20 protein-coding genes are annotated in these 15,577 nt (G+C 32.8%); 15 read left to right on the top strand and 5 right to left on the bottom strand.

Annotated elements, in window-relative coordinates:
* The first annotated feature begins 1 nt into the window (after window position 1).
* The 4 genes from AM499_RS07935 to AM499_RS07920 all read left to right on the top strand — a co-directional run bounded on the left by AM499_RS07935 (window position 2) and on the right by AM499_RS07920 (window position 4,085).
* The gene (locus tag AM499_RS07935) at window positions 2-955 is read left to right on the top strand and encodes a branched-chain amino acid ABC transporter permease (protein WP_053589696.1); all 954 of its coding nucleotides are present in this window, start codon (window positions 2-4) and stop codon (window positions 953-955) included.
* Window positions 945-1,733 carry an ABC transporter ATP-binding protein gene (locus tag AM499_RS07930; RefSeq protein WP_053589695.1) on the top strand — a complete coding sequence of 263 codons (789 nt, stop codon included), beginning with the start codon at window positions 945-947 and terminating at the stop codon, window positions 1,731-1,733. The genes AM499_RS07935 and AM499_RS07930 overlap by 11 nt, the downstream gene beginning before the upstream one ends.
* Window positions 1,726-2,433, top strand: a complete 708-nt coding sequence (locus AM499_RS07925) for an ABC transporter ATP-binding protein (protein WP_053592132.1) — start codon at window positions 1,726-1,728, stop codon at window positions 2,431-2,433. The genes AM499_RS07930 and AM499_RS07925 overlap by 8 nt, the downstream gene beginning before the upstream one ends.
* A 107-nt stretch (window positions 2,434-2,540) precedes the next feature.
* Window positions 2,541-4,085 (top strand): sensor domain-containing diguanylate cyclase, encoded by a 1,545-nt coding sequence (locus AM499_RS07920; RefSeq protein WP_053589694.1) that lies wholly within the window; start codon window positions 2,541-2,543, stop codon window positions 4,083-4,085.
* A gap of 40 nt (window positions 4,086-4,125) precedes the next feature.
* Here AM499_RS07920 and AM499_RS07915 read toward each other — a convergent pair whose 3' ends face one another.
* On the bottom strand, window positions 4,126-4,497 hold the full coding sequence (locus AM499_RS07915) for a hypothetical protein (RefSeq protein ID WP_053589693.1): 372 nt from the start codon (window positions 4,495-4,497) through the stop codon (window positions 4,126-4,128).
* 78 nt (window positions 4,498-4,575) lie between these two features.
* Between AM499_RS07915 and AM499_RS07910 the strand changes: the two genes are divergently transcribed.
* Both AM499_RS07910 and AM499_RS07905 read left to right on the top strand, forming a co-directional pair.
* Window positions 4,576-5,019, top strand: a complete 444-nt coding sequence (locus AM499_RS07910; RefSeq protein WP_053589692.1) for an OsmC family protein — start codon at window positions 4,576-4,578, stop codon at window positions 5,017-5,019.
* 60 nt (window positions 5,020-5,079) lie between these two features.
* On the top strand, window positions 5,080-5,310 hold the full coding sequence (locus AM499_RS07905) for a hypothetical protein (protein WP_053589691.1): 231 nt from the start codon (window positions 5,080-5,082) through the stop codon (window positions 5,308-5,310).
* A 33-nt stretch (window positions 5,311-5,343) separates the two neighbouring features.
* Here the strand turns inward: AM499_RS07905 and trhA are convergent, their stop codons facing one another.
* Window positions 5,344-5,991, bottom strand: a complete 648-nt coding sequence (gene trhA, locus AM499_RS07900; protein ID WP_053589690.1) for a PAQR family membrane homeostasis protein TrhA — start codon at window positions 5,989-5,991, stop codon at window positions 5,344-5,346.
* Window positions 5,992-6,126: 135 nt separating this feature from the next.
* Between trhA and AM499_RS07895 the strand changes: the two genes are divergently transcribed.
* The 6 genes from AM499_RS07895 to AM499_RS07870 all read left to right on the top strand — a co-directional run bounded on the left by AM499_RS07895 (window position 6,127) and on the right by AM499_RS07870 (window position 10,366).
* Window positions 6,127-6,699 (top strand): DUF1836 domain-containing protein, encoded by a 573-nt coding sequence (locus AM499_RS07895; protein WP_053589689.1) that lies wholly within the window; start codon window positions 6,127-6,129, stop codon window positions 6,697-6,699.
* The gene (locus tag AM499_RS07890; RefSeq protein WP_053589688.1) at window positions 6,699-8,213 is read left to right on the top strand and encodes an amidohydrolase; all 1,515 of its coding nucleotides are present in this window, start codon (window positions 6,699-6,701) and stop codon (window positions 8,211-8,213) included. Before AM499_RS07895 ends, AM499_RS07890 begins: the two co-directional genes overlap by 1 nt.
* A 70-nt stretch (window positions 8,214-8,283) precedes the next feature.
* Complete coding sequence (locus tag AM499_RS07885; RefSeq protein WP_053589687.1) at window positions 8,284-8,592, top strand: DUF4870 domain-containing protein; 309 nt, start codon at window positions 8,284-8,286, stop codon at window positions 8,590-8,592.
* A gap of 14 nt (window positions 8,593-8,606) precedes the next feature.
* Window positions 8,607-9,428, top strand: coding sequence for a type II pantothenate kinase (coaW, locus tag AM499_RS07880; protein WP_053589686.1), 822 nt, complete (start codon window positions 8,607-8,609; stop codon window positions 9,426-9,428).
* A 163-nt stretch (window positions 9,429-9,591) separates the two neighbouring features.
* The gene (locus tag AM499_RS07875; RefSeq protein ID WP_053589685.1) at window positions 9,592-9,792 is read left to right on the top strand and encodes a cold-shock protein; all 201 of its coding nucleotides are present in this window, start codon (window positions 9,592-9,594) and stop codon (window positions 9,790-9,792) included.
* A gap of 109 nt (window positions 9,793-9,901) precedes the next feature.
* The gene (locus AM499_RS07870) at window positions 9,902-10,366 is read left to right on the top strand and encodes a hypothetical protein (RefSeq protein ID WP_053589684.1); all 465 of its coding nucleotides are present in this window, start codon (window positions 9,902-9,904) and stop codon (window positions 10,364-10,366) included.
* A gap of 226 nt (window positions 10,367-10,592) precedes the next feature.
* Here the strand turns inward: AM499_RS07870 and AM499_RS07860 are convergent, their stop codons facing one another.
* Window positions 10,593-10,985: a reverse transcriptase-like protein gene (locus tag AM499_RS07860; protein ID WP_053589682.1), complete on the bottom strand. Its 393-nt coding sequence runs from the start codon at window positions 10,983-10,985 to the stop codon at window positions 10,593-10,595.
* 112 nt (window positions 10,986-11,097) lie between these two features.
* On the opposite strand from AM499_RS07860, the gene AM499_RS07855 reads away from it, so the two are divergent.
* Window positions 11,098-11,280 carry a zinc-finger domain-containing protein gene (locus tag AM499_RS07855; RefSeq protein WP_197275611.1) on the top strand — a complete coding sequence of 61 codons (183 nt, stop codon included), beginning with the start codon at window positions 11,098-11,100 and terminating at the stop codon, window positions 11,278-11,280.
* Window positions 11,281-11,317: 37 nt separating this feature from the next.
* On the opposite strand, the gene AM499_RS07850 is transcribed toward AM499_RS07855, so the two are convergent.
* Entirely contained in the window at window positions 11,318-11,521 is a 204-nt protein-coding gene (locus AM499_RS07850) for a cold-shock protein (protein WP_053589680.1), read from the bottom strand.
* A gap of 151 nt (window positions 11,522-11,672) precedes the next feature.
* Between AM499_RS07850 and AM499_RS07845 the strand changes: the two genes are divergently transcribed.
* A complete protein-coding gene (locus AM499_RS07845) occupies window positions 11,673-13,352 on the top strand; it encodes a formate--tetrahydrofolate ligase (RefSeq protein WP_053589679.1) in 1,680 nt (559 codons plus the stop codon).
* Window positions 13,353-13,715: 363 nt separating this feature from the next.
* Entirely contained in the window at window positions 13,716-13,826 is a 111-nt protein-coding gene (locus AM499_RS21315; RefSeq protein ID WP_082355203.1) for a YjcZ family sporulation protein, read from the top strand.
* Window positions 13,827-14,321: 495 nt separating this feature from the next.
* Here AM499_RS21315 and AM499_RS07840 read toward each other — a convergent pair whose 3' ends face one another.
* Window positions 14,322-15,539, bottom strand: coding sequence for a site-specific integrase (locus AM499_RS07840; RefSeq protein WP_053589678.1), 1,218 nt, complete (start codon window positions 15,537-15,539; stop codon window positions 14,322-14,324).
* Window positions 15,540-15,577: the final 38 nt, after the last annotated feature.

The raw sequence follows: 15,577 nt of genomic DNA, 5'->3' as shown, positions 1-15,577 counted from the left end.
AATGAAGAAAAAGTCTAAACAATTTTGGCCATTTGTTATAGCGTCTGTATTAGTTTATGTGATTGTTCAACTTCTCATATCCAATGGAATAATGAATCAATTCTATTCTAATACGCTAATCTATATTGCTATCAACATAATATTAGCGGTCAGCCTACATTTAGTAATTGGTATCACGGGGCAATTCTCAATAGGGCATGCAGGATTTTTAGCTGTAGGCGCATATATCTCAGCTATTATAACAATGAAGTTGGGACTTCCATTTATATTGGCCATTATTGTAGGGGGAATTGTTGCAGCTCTAGCTGGTTTAATTGTTGGTATTCCAAGTTTACGATTAAAAGGGGATTATTTAGCAATTGCAACGCTTGGGTTTGCTGAAATAATTCGAATAGTTTTCTTGAATATCGATTATGTTGGTGGAGCAGCAGGTATGCAAGTCTCCCATTTAACTAATTGGACATATGCATTTGTTAGTTTGTTCATTACTATTTTAGTGATTGTTAACTTTACTAATTCAAGACATGGAATTGCTGCTATATCAGTTCGAGAAAATGAAATTGCAGCGGATGCTATGGGTATTAATACAACTTATTATAAAGTTGTGGCATTTACAATTGGTTCGTTCTTTGCCGGAGTAGCAGGGGCTTTATATTCTCATAACTTTTACATTATACAGCCTAGTCAGTTCGGCTTTTTAAAGTCATTTGATATTTTAATATTCGTTGTATTAGGTGGATTAGGTAGTCTTTCAGGAGCAGTGCTTTCTGCTATTTTGCTAACGGTAGTCTCTACTTATCTGCAAGGATATCCTGAGACTCGTATGATTATTTATAGTCTTGTATTAATTTTGGTAATGTTATATCGTCCAAAAGGTTTGATGGGTACGATGGAAATTACAGATTACTTCAAGCTATGGAGAACGCCAAAAGGGGGCGGGCAACATGGAAAGTAAGCCGATATTGGAAGTGAAAAACGCTGGTATTCAGTTCGGTGGTTTAAAGGCAGTCCAAAATTTAAATATGGTACTAAATCGTGGTGAACTAGTTGGTCTTATTGGTCCAAATGGTGCTGGGAAAACAACTAGTTTCAACTTATTAACTGGAGTTTATGTACCAACAGAAGGCGATATATTATTTGATGGGGAAAGAATCAATGGATTACCACCATTTAAAGTTACTCGAAAAGGGATTAGTCGTACATTCCAAAATATTCGTCTATTTAATGATTTATCTGTATTAGATAACGTGAAGGTTGCTTATCATTCACTTGCGAAGCATACGATGATGAGTTCAATATTTCGTTTACCATCACATTTTAAAGGCGAGAAAGAAATGGAAGAAAAATCTATAGAATTTTTAAAAATATTTAGTTTGGATAAATATAAGGATGAGTTGGCTAAAAATTTACCTTATGGCCAGCAGCGCAGGTTAGAGATTGCACGTGCTTTGGCAGCTGGTCCTAAACTTCTTTTATTAGATGAACCTGCGGCGGGAATGAATCCACAAGAAACAAAAGATTTAATGGATTTAATCGGATTTATTCGAAATAAATTTGATTTGACAATATTACTTATTGAACATGATATGAATTTGGTTATGGGTGTTTGTGAAAGAATTTATGTACTAGATCATGGTCAACTTCTTGCGGAAGGATCACCAGAAGTGATTCGTAACCATCCTAAGGTTATTGAGGCGTATTTAGGGGAGGAAGTTCACAATGACAATGCTTAAGGTTGAAAATATTGATGTTTTTTACGGGAACATCCAAGCACTTAGAGAGGTCTCTATTGAAGTAAACGAAGGGGAAATAGTTACGCTTATAGGTGCAAATGGTGCTGGAAAAAGCACTCTATTGAAAACTATTTCAGGTCTCCTAAAGCCTAAAAAAGGAAAAATTGAATTTCTTGATAAATCGATTGCGGGAAAACAAGCACAAGCAGTTGTAAAATCAGGAATTTCACATGTTCCTGAAGGAAGAAGAGTATTTGCAAATCTGACAGTAGAAGAAAATCTTGAGCTTGGTGCTTTTTTGAGAAAAGATAAAGCTGGCATTAATTCAGATCTTCAGAAGGTTTATGAGATTTTTCCGAGACTACTTGAGCGAAAAAAACAATTATCGGGAACTCTTTCTGGTGGGGAACAACAAATGTTGGCAATGGGTCGTGCAATTATGGCGAAGCCCAAGCTTGTACTACTTGATGAACCATCAATGGGTCTTGCTCCATTAATGGTGAAAACAATTTTCCAAGTTATTGAAGATATTAATCGTGATGGCACTACTGTATTGTTAGTAGAACAAAATGCGAACATGGCACTATCTGTTGCAAGTAGAGGGTATGTAATTGAGACAGGTAGAGTAGTGTTGTCTGGTTCTGCTCATGAATTACAGACAAGTGAAGAAGTGAGACAGGCATATTTAGGTGGTCATTAATATAAAGAAGCTTTCATTAGTTAGTATCTAATGAAAGCTTTTTTGTGTAGTTCAAACTTACATATTACATGTTATACTAGATAAATATGTATTTTTTTGGAGGAAAGATGAATAAAACCCTAAGATTTTGGATATTGACATTAATTACATTTTCAATGGTTGCAATATTAAGTAGTTCTTTATTTTCAAGTTACATCGTAACGAAAAAAACTTTAATAGAAAATTCATTAGAACAAAATGAAGTATATTCTTTAAAACTTTCACAAATGACAGAAGAAGTGTTTGAATCAATGCAAGCTAATTTAGAATCAAGGAAACTAGACGTCATTGATAATATGCATGATTCAAAAGTACTTACAGAGATTTTAGATCAACTACTTATTAGTGGAAAGAATTTTAACTCACTTTCTGTAATAGGGAGTGATGGAATTGCTATAGCAACCTCGCCGAATGTTGGTATTGCAGGCAATAAAATTGATTCCCACGGAGTAAAGGAAGCTTTAACTAAAAAGGAGAGTATAATTACTACTCCGTATAGAGCAGTTACAGGGCGTCTATTAGTTTTAGTATCTATTCCTTTATTTAATAGTGCAAATAATTATATAGGAATGTTAAACGGAACAATTTATTTACAAGAAGATAACTTTATTCAAAATATATTAGCTGAGCATTTTAATGAAGATGGTTCCTATGTGTTCGTAGTAGATAAGGAAGGTACTTTAATTTATCATCCTGAAAAAAATCGGATTGGCGAAAAGGTAAGTGAAAATAAGGTAGTAGAAAATTTAATGAATAAAGAAAATGGGTCAAAAGAAATCTTTAATACAAAAGGTGAACATGTTTTAGCTGGCTATTCTTATATTGCAGCAAGTGGGTGGGGGGTTGTTTCTCAAACACCATTTGATAGCAGTTTAAATCCTTTAAAAGGTATTATTTTGAAAATGTTATTGTATGCCTTACCTTTCTTATTAATTTTTTACATATTAGCATTTTATATTTCAGAACGTTTAGCCTCCCCTTTAAAAAAGTTAGCTTTGTTTACGTTAAATTCTCATAAAGAAGATATAAGCATCGAAAACTTAAAAATATCTACTTGGTATTTTGAGGCCAAACAATTAACAGAAACGATTAATAACTATCATAAAATGCAACAAGAAACTGTAGCAGACTTTAAACACCAATCTTTAACTGATCCTTTGACTGGCCTAAAAAATAGAAGGTATTCAGAATTTGTTTTTACAGATTTAATAGAATCTAATCAGCAATTTTCAATAATGATGATTGATATAGATCATTTTAAATTAGTTAATGATGAATTTGGTCACAATGCAGGAGATGAAGTATTAAAGTTTCTAGCGAGCAAAATGAAATCTTTTACAAGAGATCATGATGTTTGTATTAGGCTTGGTGGAGAAGAATTTATCGTCTTACTTCCAAACTGTATTCTTTCAGAGGCATATACGATTGCTGAAAAACTAAGAAAAGATATAGAAATAAGTATCCCACCAACAAATAAGAAAATAACCATTTCATTGGGAGTGGCTGAATATAGGAATAGTTTTGAAAGTATAACTGATGTAATGAACAGAGTTGACGTGGCACTTTATATGGCAAAATCTGAGGGAAGAAACAAAACAGTTATTTCTAAATAAAAAAAGTTTTTCTCGCAAAAAAGCGGAAAAACTTCTTTTTTTATTTATTTTTCTTTATCATATATACAATGCCCTCTGTAATCAGACCTACTACTAAGCCAAATGCAGTAAAAATAAACAAAGAAAGAATACCAACTAGGTCTCCCCAACCTTCTAATCCAGAAATGAAGGAACGGAAAAGTTCAATGAAACCAATTAGAAGTCCAGCCGTAAATAGATAATAAGCTATTTTCAATTTATAAAATAATAATGCTCCTGAAATTGTCCCAACTAAAACGGAGATAACAGTAAATGCAATAAAATTACGGATTACTAAATCCTGTCCAAGTACATATTTTACTCCAAGTATTAGTAAAAAGAGTGAAAGGACAACTGTAATTCCAGCTATTTTCCCATAATTCCTTAACAACATAATCGCCCACTTTCTTAAATACATCATACTTTAAATCAATATATTCCAACAAGCTAAAATGAGGAAGGAGATAATACAGTGACAGAGCATTTGTTTCATTTAAAAGCCAATTGGCCAGGCAACAGAAATGATATAGGGGAGATTCGAGCAGAAAATTTACAAACTCGAATATCTATTCCAAAAGAAATGGAAGGACCTGGAGAAGGCACTAATCCAGACGAAATGTTATTAGGTGCAGCTGCTACTTGCTATATTATAACGCTAGCTGCAATGATGGAAAGAAGTAAAATTTTAAAAGAGAGATTAGATATGGATTCCACAGCAATTGTTGATGTGACGAATGGTATATTTACGTATAAAAAAATAATTCATCGTCCAACCATCGTTTTAACGTATGAAAAAGACAAAGTAATGGCAGAAAAAATTGTGGTAAAAGCGGAGCAAACCTGTATGATCAGTAAAGCTTTAAGAGGAAATGTAGAAATTGAACTTAAACCTACTATTTTAACAATAAATGAATAGCTTTTATGTTATTTGATGTATAATTTAAATATTCAAATACTTGTAAAGTGAGGATGGGTCATGACCGGCACAATCGCTGTTATTCTTATATTTTCCGTTCCAATTATCAAACTAATTACAACGCATTTTGAAAACAAAGAACAAATAAAAGGTGCGAGAGTAAAGGATGAACTTGAATTAGAAAAATTAAAATATGATAATTTTGTTATCGAAACAGAAAAAATGAGACTCCAACTTGAACAGATGCGTATAGATTCACCAAATGATGAGTTTCAAAAATTATTAAAATAATGTAACCGCCCTATTTTAAAGGGCGGTTTTAATTTATATGACATATGAGAAAACGCAGATGAAGTGAAAAAGTGTACCAAGTAGAATAAATATATGAAAAATCTCATGAAAACCAAGTTTTTTAATAAATGCAATCTTAGGCTTTAGACCATAGATTATACCACCAATTGTATATAATACTCCGCCAATAATTAAATAGAGGATTCCTTGAGTACCAATTTTTTCTGATAATGGTGAGGCTAAAAATACAATAATCCATCCCATTCCAATATATAGAGCAGTTGATATCCATCTAGGGCAATTAAACCACATCATTTTAAATAATATACCGCAAAGCGCAATAATAGAAATGATGATAAATAGTATGTAACCAGTAGTTCCTTTTAAAGTAATTAAACAGAATGGGGCATATGTTCCAGCAATTAATAAATAAATCATGGAATGATCTAATCTTCTTAAAAACTGGATGATACTATCCTTTGCTATTACCATATGATAGGTTGCCGAGGAGGAATAAAGTAAAATCATGCTTACCCCAAATATAATTATTGCAATAAATGTTAAAAAGGAATCGCCATTTATCGTTACCTTAACAAGCATTGCAGTAAGACCTAATAAAGAAAGTATAGCTCCAAATAAATGTGATAATCCGTTAAATGGTTCTCTAATATATTGATTCAAAATAATTCCTCCTATTACACAATGTAGTTTATATAACTACTTAATATAATATAACTAACACGTTTGATAGTCAATGTTTACTGATAGTGAAATTTGCGATACGATAAATGAAATAACTTTTTCGGAGGGACTTAAGTGATTAATTCAGCTGATATACTTCAAAAGCTAGCACTCGAATCAAATATAAGGCAAGAAGAAATACCCGATATTGATTTGTATATGGACCAAGTCATACAGTTATTTGACGCAAAGTTTGAAAAATCTCTTCGAAATACAGAAGAGAAAGTATTAACAAAAACAATGATAAATAACTATGCAAAAGGGAAGCTTTTTATTCCAATTAAAAATAAAAAATATTCGAAAGAGCATATTATGTTAATAAGCATGATCTACCAATTAAAAGGGGCGCTTTCAATAAATGATATTAAAGCTATACTTGCCCCTGTAAATGAAAGAATAGAAACAGAACAATTTGAACTAGAAAGTTTCTATTCTACATTAATAGAATTGCAGCAAAAGAATACTAATAACATAACGGATCAAATCAAGAGACAAGAACAAGAAATAGAACAGCTAACGACTGATGAAGAACTAAGACAGGTATTATTTATTTCAGCATTAGCTAATATAAGTAATGCATATAGAAAAGCTGCTGAGATACTAGTAGATGATTTATTGGAAAGCAATAAAATAAAGGGGGAAAAATAATGAAAACTTTATGGACAGATGGAAATATTTTCACAATGCATGAGGAAGACCAAAAGATAGAAGCTGTGTTAGTTGAAGATGGAAAAATTATTCGAACGGGTTCAAAAGAATCTCTTTTACCACTTGCAAATAAGGTGAATTCTCTAAATGGAGCTACTATGTACCCTGGATTTGTTGATAGTCATATTCATTTGATTATGCATGGGGAAAAATTAGCTTATTTAGACTTGTCTACTTTTACTTCTATTAATGAGATTGTAAAAGAGGTGGCTCAACGAGTTGATGGTAACGAATGGTACGTTGCAGAAGGATGGAATGACAACAAATTAATAGAAGGAAGACAGATTTATTGTTCAGATTTAGATCATATTAATGAAACGCCTATTGTTTTAAAGAGAGTATGTAGACATGTGCTAGTAGCAAATTCCAAAGCAATGGAACTTGCTGGAATAACAAAAGATACTCCAAATCCAACAGGAGGGATTATCGGCAAGGATTCAGATGGGAACTTAAATGGCTTATTTTATGATGAAGCACAACAATTGATCACTTCAAAAATACCTCCTGCAACAACAGAGTATTTAGTAGATGTGATTAAAAACAGTGTAAGTGACTTACAAGCAAAAGGTTTAACTGGTGTACATACGGAAGAAATGGCGTATTATGGACCTTATACAATACCTTTACAAGCCTATCGAGAAGCAATTGATAAAAATTTTAGAGTACATCTTTTAAGACATCATGACGCTTTCGAGAAGATGCAAGGAGAGAAGCCAAGCGAATTTATAGAATTTGGAGCTATGAAAATATTTGTAGATGGTTCTTTAGGTGGTCATACCGCACTATTGTCGCAAGATTATTCCGATAATCCAGGAAATAAAGGTGTAGCAGTCCATGACCCAGATAAACTGGAGCAATTGGTACAATTAGCAAGAAAATTTAACGAAACAATTGCTGTTCATGTTATCGGAGATAAGGCAACAGAAATAATTGTCGGCTTAATAGAAAAGTATCCTGCTCCGGCTGGAAAGAAGGATAGACTGATACACGTGAACGTTCTAAGCGAAGAGTTAATGGAAAGAATGATTAAATTACCAGTGGTCCTTGATCTCCAACCAATTTTTGTACCTTCTGATTTTCCTTGGGTTATCGATCGACTTGGTAACAATCGTTTAAAATGGGCATACGCTTGGAAAACACTAATTGATCGAGGGTTTGAATGCTCCGGTGGATCTGATTCCCCTGTAGAAGTGGCTGATCCTCTTTTAGGAATGGACGCTGCAGTAAATAACTCCTATCTACCCGAGCAATCTCTTTCTGCGTTTGAAGCAATTTCTTTATTTACAACCGGTAGTGCAAAAGCTATTGGCAAAGAAAATGAAAGAGGAAAAATATTACCTGGTTATGATGCAGATTTTACTGTAGTAAGCACAGAGTTAAACAAAACGACTTTTCTAAAAGCATCTATTTTAGAAACCATTGTCGCAGGTGAGATAGTCTACAAAATAGTTTAGTAGAAAATGAAACGAATAATTAATTGCTACGTATATATACTATAAATTCATCGAAAGGAGTATGAGTCTTTTGGAAAACACAGGTTTAAAAGTATTGCTACATGCTAGTACTTGGTTTGCGCCATTTTTAGTTCCATTTATTTTGTATTTAGTAATTGATGATGCAGAAATCAAAAAACTATCCATTCAAGCAATTATTTTCCAATTAGTAATCGGTGCTTTAATTTTTATTTCTGCTATACTAATTATTTTTTTAATCGGTATACCAATGATAATTATTTTTGGTATAATGGCATTTGTTGTACCAATTATCGGAATTGTAAAAGCAGTTAATGGAAGTACATTTAATTATCCTATAGTAGGTTCTTGGATTAAATAAAAGGGGAATTTTTAATGGCTACAAAAATCGGTATTGATGCAGGTGGAACGTTAACGAAAATAGCTTATTTTGATGAACATTTGAATTTACAATTAATCAGCTTCCTATCATCAGATATGCAAGCAGTAAAGGATTGGATTGATACTAATCACTCGTTAGCTTCCATTTGTCTTACCGGTGGCCGTGCTGAACAATTAAAGAAACATTTTCTTTCTTCATTGGACATACCATACATAGTTGAATTTGATGCTACAATGGCTGGAGTTATGTATCAATTAAAACAAGAAAATATTGAATGTGAGAAAGCGATTATAGCGAACATTGGAACTGGGACATCTATACATATAATGAAAGAAAATTCACATAGTCGACTTGGTGGTACTGGAATTGGTGGGGGAACTCTAATTGGATTGGGACAAGCTTTAACTGGGATAACTGATTATAAAGAGATGATAGAGCTATCCGACTTAGGCAATAGATCTTCCATTGATATTCTAGTTAGTGATATTTACGAAAACAACAAATTACCGATTAATGGTTCTCTGACAGCAAGTAATTTTGGTGGTGTAGCACTTAAAGGGAACTTAAATAGAAGGTATGAGGACTATTTATCAGGAGTACAAGGTATAATTGGAGAAGTCGTAGCATCTTTATGTATACAAGCAGCAGATGCTCACTCAATTGACAACATTATTTATATTGGTTCAACATTAGAAAATAATGAATTACTAAAGAATATTATGGAAAGCTATACAATATTGAAAGAGAAAAAACCATTTTTTTTAGAAAAACATGGGTATAGTGGAGCAATTGGAGCTTTACTGGAAAGTATTTAAATTCTTTGAGTAAAAGTGTTGCAATAAACAATGATGCATGTTATATTTAAAGAGGATTATTTTTGTTCGGTTAGTTAGTAGGTGGCAACACTTTTACTTAACAGTGTTGAGCAAGGATAGTAACACAATGTATGCAGCAACTGCATGCGAGGAGGAAACACACATGGAACAAGGTAAAGTAAAATGGTTTAACTCAGAAAAAGGATTCGGATTTATCGAACGCGAAGGCGGAGACGACGTATTCGTACACTTCTCAGCTATCCAAAGCGAAGGTTTCAAATCTCTTGACGAAGGTCAAGAAGTAACTTTTGAAATCGAGCAAGGCCAACGTGGTCTTCAAGCTACTAACGTAGTTAAAGCTTAATTTTAAACCTAAAACTTTAACAGACTCTCTATTAGGGAGTCTGTTTTTTTGTGTTATGATATGTTATAACATTCAATAGTGTTGTTACTTAGAAATGGGAGTTGGTTAAATGAAAAAGTGGAAAAAAGAAATTCTAATCAATGCACCAATTGAATATGTTTGGCAATTTTTTTACGGTAACTTACATAAAAAGAAAATGATATTCCCTAAAGTAATTGATGAAAATATCATTAAGCAAACAGACCAAGTTGTTGGGTCGGTTATAACACAAACTTACCAAAATGGTTCTTTAAATGAACAATATGAATTAACTATCAAAAAATACAAAGATGAACAAAATTATAAATCGTATCAAGAGAGCTTTATACTCAATGACCGATTTCGTATGACCATTGAATATGAATTGGAAAATCAAAATGAAATAACGACAAAATTTATATACACATCCATTAACAAACCTAAAAATATTTTATTAAGTATTTTTCAATTGTTTGGTAATTCTGATGTTGTGGACAGGTTTATGTCTCGAACTAAAGAGACAATAGAAACTGCTTATAAAAATGAAGAAGCATAGATGTAATATGCTTTGTTACAAGATTTAATAGCAGCTAAAAATATATATAGCCTAAAGAGATGTTTAGAAAAAGTTAAGTTACAATTTTTCGTTATACATAAATTTTTTCGGTTTGATTATATTACACTAGAGAATGCTGGGGTAAATGTTGGATCCGTTAAAGTAATTGAGAATGGGTACTATAAGAATCAGAAGAAAATACAATTAAACGAAAAAAAGCTGCCATTTAAGGCAGTTTTTTTAATACAGCTTCTCTAGCTAATGCGTGTGCTGCTTTATTTTGTTCATCTGGAATCCATTTTATAAAGAAAAAATCAAAGGTATCGCTGATCTTTAATATTTTTTCTAATATTGCTGCGAATTCTGCATTTTTAGCATATTTTTTTTCTACCGCAGCACAAACAATTTGTGAATCCGTCCGTACTGAAATGATGGACGAAGTAAGTTTTTGTACCTCCTCAAGTCCTCTAAGCAATGCTAAAAATTCTGTCGTATGATTTGAATATATACCTATATATTCGCTTATCTTAATATGATGACCTTCCCCTTTAATAAAAACACCAATACCACTTGGCCCTGGATTTCCTGTTGTGGATCCATCAATATACACTTCAAGCATTTGTATCACCTGATTTTCATCATTTTTTTTCAGAATGTACTTGTTTGCATGTTGTTGCAAATAGAAGCATTCAAATAGTACAATCAAATTTATTATAGCGAGGAGAATTAATATGAAAAATAGTCAAATAATAAATGAAATAGATTATTTATTAAATACCTATTGCGATGGTTGTTTTGTAAAAACCTTATTACGCAAAGAAAAAGGTAAGACTGTCGCCCATGATTTCTGTATTCATTCTTGCACAGTGGGAGAAGAAATAAGACAGGTTGGAGAGAAACTAAATTCTAAATAAAAAAGTCCCACGACCAATTGTCGCAGGAAGAACTGTATTAACTGTTTTTAATGACATTTGCAGCTTGAGGTCCGCGGTTTCCTTCTATTATATCGAAAGATACATCTTGTCCTTCTTCTAAAGCTCGAAATCCATCTCCCTGAATACCTGTAAAATGGACAAATACGTCTTCTCCATCGTTGTACTCGATAAATCCGTAGCCTTTTTCATTGTTGAACCATTTTACTTTCCCCTGTTGCATAATAGTTCCTCCCTCGATCCACTAAATATTCTGAGAATGGATAGTTTAACTATACCATTAAATGCCAGGAATCGTCAATAATATGTCGAATTTACTTCGATCTTATATACTTTTATATGGATATAATAAAATAAAAAAGTAGGGGATAAATATGAATGCTAAAATAGAAGCACCATCTGATTTAAGTATTGCCAAAAATGCAACATTGAAACCAATTCATCAAATTAGTGAGAAAATTGGAATTCCGAAAGAAGCTATAGAATTATATGGAAATTATAAAGCAAAAATAGATCCTACTAAAATTTCTAAAAAAGCTACCCCTGGTAAAATTGTATTAGTAACGGCAATTAACCCGACTGCTGCAGGAGAAGGGAAATCAACTGTAACTGTTGGTCTCGCGGATGCAATTCAACAGTTAGGTAAGTCGGTTGCTGTTGCACTAAGAGAACCTTCATTGGGACCCGTTATGGGTATAAAAGGTGGGGCTACAGGTGGTGGATTTGCTCAAGTTTTACCGATGGAACAAATCAATCTACATTTTAATGGGGATCTTCATGCCATAACTACTGCTAATAATGCTTTGTCTGCATTTATCGATAATCACCTCTTTCAAGGAAATGATTTAAATTTAGACCCTAGAAGGATTATTTGGAAACGAGTAATGGATATGAATGATCGTGCATTACGTCATATTACAATTGGTCTCGGTGGTCCTAAACAAGGGGTTCCTCGTGAAGATGGTTTCGATATTACTGTAGCTTCTGAAATTATGGCCGTGCTATGCCTTGCAAAGGATTTAGAAGATTTGAAAGAAAGACTTTCACAGATTGTCATCGGATATACATATAACAAGGAACCAGTAACAGTTCGATCGCTAGGTGTAGCAGGTGCACTCACACTTTTGTTAAAAGATGCATTTAAACCTAATTTAGTGCAGACAATAGAAGGAACTCCTGCAATTATTCACGGAGGTCCATTTGCAAATATAGCACATGGATGTAACTCCATTATTGCAACAAAAACAGCAACAAACTTAGCGGATATCGTTATTACAGAAGCTGGTTTTGGAGCAGACTTGGGTGCTGAGAAGTTCATGCACATTAAATCAAGACAAGGTGGTTTTTCACCAGATGCCGTAGTAATTGTGGCGACTATTCGTGCACTTAAAATGCAAGGTGGAAAGCAAAAGGATACCTTGAGGGAAGAAGATGTAAAAGCACTTTTAGTTGGTATCAAAAACCTAGAAAAGCATATTGAAACGATACAAGCATTTGGAATCGAACCAGTGGTTGCATTAAATAAATTTATAACAGATTCACCTGCAGAAATAGATGCAATGCTTTCTTGGTGTAAAGAGAAGAACATAGCTATTGCGTTAACGGAAGTTTGGGAAAAAGGGGGAGCTGGCGGAATAGAGCTCGCAGAACTCGTATTAAAAGAATTGGAAAATCCTAATCATTTCTCCCCTTTATATGATGTAACACAATCCATCGAGGAAAAAGTTTTAATTATTGTAAAAAAAGTATACGGCGGAAAAAATGTAGTGTTTACGGAAGAAGCCATAAAACAAATCGATCAAATTAAATCATTCGGCTGGGATGCATTACCGATTTGTATGGCAAAAACACAATATTCTTTATCCGATCAACCGAAGCTCATGGGAAGACCAACTGACTTTACAATTACTGTACGTGAAGTAATACCTAAACTTGGTGCGGGATTTCTAGTATGTTTAACTGGAGATATTATGACAATGCCTGGCTTGCCTAAAAAACCAGCAGCTTTGAACATGGATGTTGATGAAAAAGGAGAAGTTATAGGATTGTTTTAACGTTTTTAAAAGACTGCTCAATTAGCAGTTTTTTTTTATGGAATGTCGTCGTTGCGAATGTTTACGAGGGTAATTTACTCGAATCTATCTGAACTTGGTTCTAAAAGCTGATTAAACAATGTGAAAATTAATTTCTTAAACACTTGTCTAACTTTGCTTTACTAAAAGGCTTCAAAGACTTTTACTTTGAAAGTCTTTTTATTTGTGAGTAATTATGATTAATATGTCCTCTAGCTCAATACTTAGTTGAAAGGACAAATAAAAAGATTACAAATTTAATATTTAATATTAGATAAATTACCTTATCCATTTCTTAATCTTTTCATAACTTATAAATATTATTAGGAAAGGAGGGGGATAAGAATGTCCGGTTATAGTGGAGGCGAAAATGGTGGGTATAGAAACAACAGCTTCGCGTTAATAGTTGTATTGTTTATCTTGCTTATAATTGTTGGGGCATCTTTTATTTATTAAAGGAAGTACGTTGGAGTTAGGTCAGAAAGCTAAAGCTTGTACAACATTTCATTTTAGTCGTAAAGTATATTTTTTCTAAATTACAAAACGAACTAAAAGATATTATTAATTAAGTAGTAAAAAATGATATCAATACAATCTCTTTATAAATCTCCTCTTCAGAAAAAGCGACTTTCTCTATATAGAGTCAGTCGCTTTTCATATGTGTATTTAAATAGAAAAAATCAACACAAAATAAAATGGTTTTAATAAACTATCATTACCATTTATATTAATATTTTGCATTCAATACTCACTTATTTTTGTATATACGTCGTTATTGTATTTATGTTAACCTTATAAATTGTTTTCAAATACTTATTTTACTCTTCGTAACCCTGATATTACAAGGATTTAGCGATAATAATACATCTTAATACAGTTCAACTATGTTATTGTATATAATAATTAATCCTTGTTAAAAGTTCAGTATTACGGGGGATTAAAGGGGTTAGTTCATTCACTAGCCCCAAAAATAGCCCCAATTTCTAAACTTTGACTAAACAAAGTGACAGACTTAGTTTCTAATTCCGTCAATACGTGACTATATACATTCATGATCATTTGTGGAGTATTACCCAATCGATCAGCGATGACTTTTACATTTACTCCTTGACTAAGTAAGATGGTACAGTGTGTATGTCTAAGACCATGAATCGTTATTTTTTTCAAATTGTATTTATTTAGAAGCATTTTTATTGCATACTGAGGAGTATTGGCACTAATTTCTTCTCCAGTACGCTCACTAATAAATACCATGGAATTTTCGGTAAACTTTTTACCATTTGATAACATGACTTCTATACACCATCTACGATAGATCTTTAATTGATTAACTAGCAAATCATCGATTAATATAGTTCTGTAACTGTTTTTTGTCTTTGGTGTACGCGAGCCTTTTTCGTCCCTCGTGCCTTCAATTGTGATTGACTTATTTTCTAAGTCAATATGACGCCAATGCAACGCAAGTGCTTCACCTTTTCTCATACCACTATATGATAGGGTTAAAAGGTAAGTAAAATTGGTGATACTCAAAGACATTTTTGCAGATTTAAGAAATATAGCTAACTCCCTGGGAGAATAAAAATTTTCTAGTTCCATATCATTCTCTCCAGCAAAGCTAAAAGTAAATTTAGTAAAACGATTACGTGGCAATATTTCATCTTCCACAGCTGCATTAATAGCGATTTTAAAAATATTATGAAATGTTTTTATAGAAGCGGTATTAAACTTTCCTTCCAGAACATTTAAAAAATCCCTTTTATAAGTACTTCTTTCTAATTTCTGAAGCTTATGGTGACCTATTAAGGGTTTAATGTGTAATCGTATAACTGATTCTCTGTGCACTCGAGTGGTTTCTTTCCAATCTGTATTATGTGTTTCATACCAAATATCTAACCATTCCGCAACGGTTATTTGGTCGTGTTCCACTTGTTTAGAATCACCACGTAATGTTGCAGCTTTTACTTCAAAAAGTGATTTTAGGGCTTCTTTTTCTGTTTTGAATCCACTTTTTTTCTTCTCTTTTCGTTTACCTAACTTGTCATAATACTTGTGGCGATACATCCAAATTTTTTCTTCATTCACATTGAAATAGTAGTAGATCTCAGGTTCTTTACTAGATTTGTGTAATTTCAACTTATACCATTCCATTTCTTGGCATGGCGTATGCACATGAATAGGTAAGTATAATTCGGTTTATCTTTTTGTAT

Source organism: Bacillus sp. FJAT-22090, assembly GCF_001278755.1.
GTDB lineage: Bacteria > Bacillota > Bacilli > Bacillales_A > Planococcaceae > Psychrobacillus.
The sequence above is the reverse complement of the archived record's forward strand: the minus strand, read 5'-3'. Positions and strand labels throughout refer to the sequence as shown.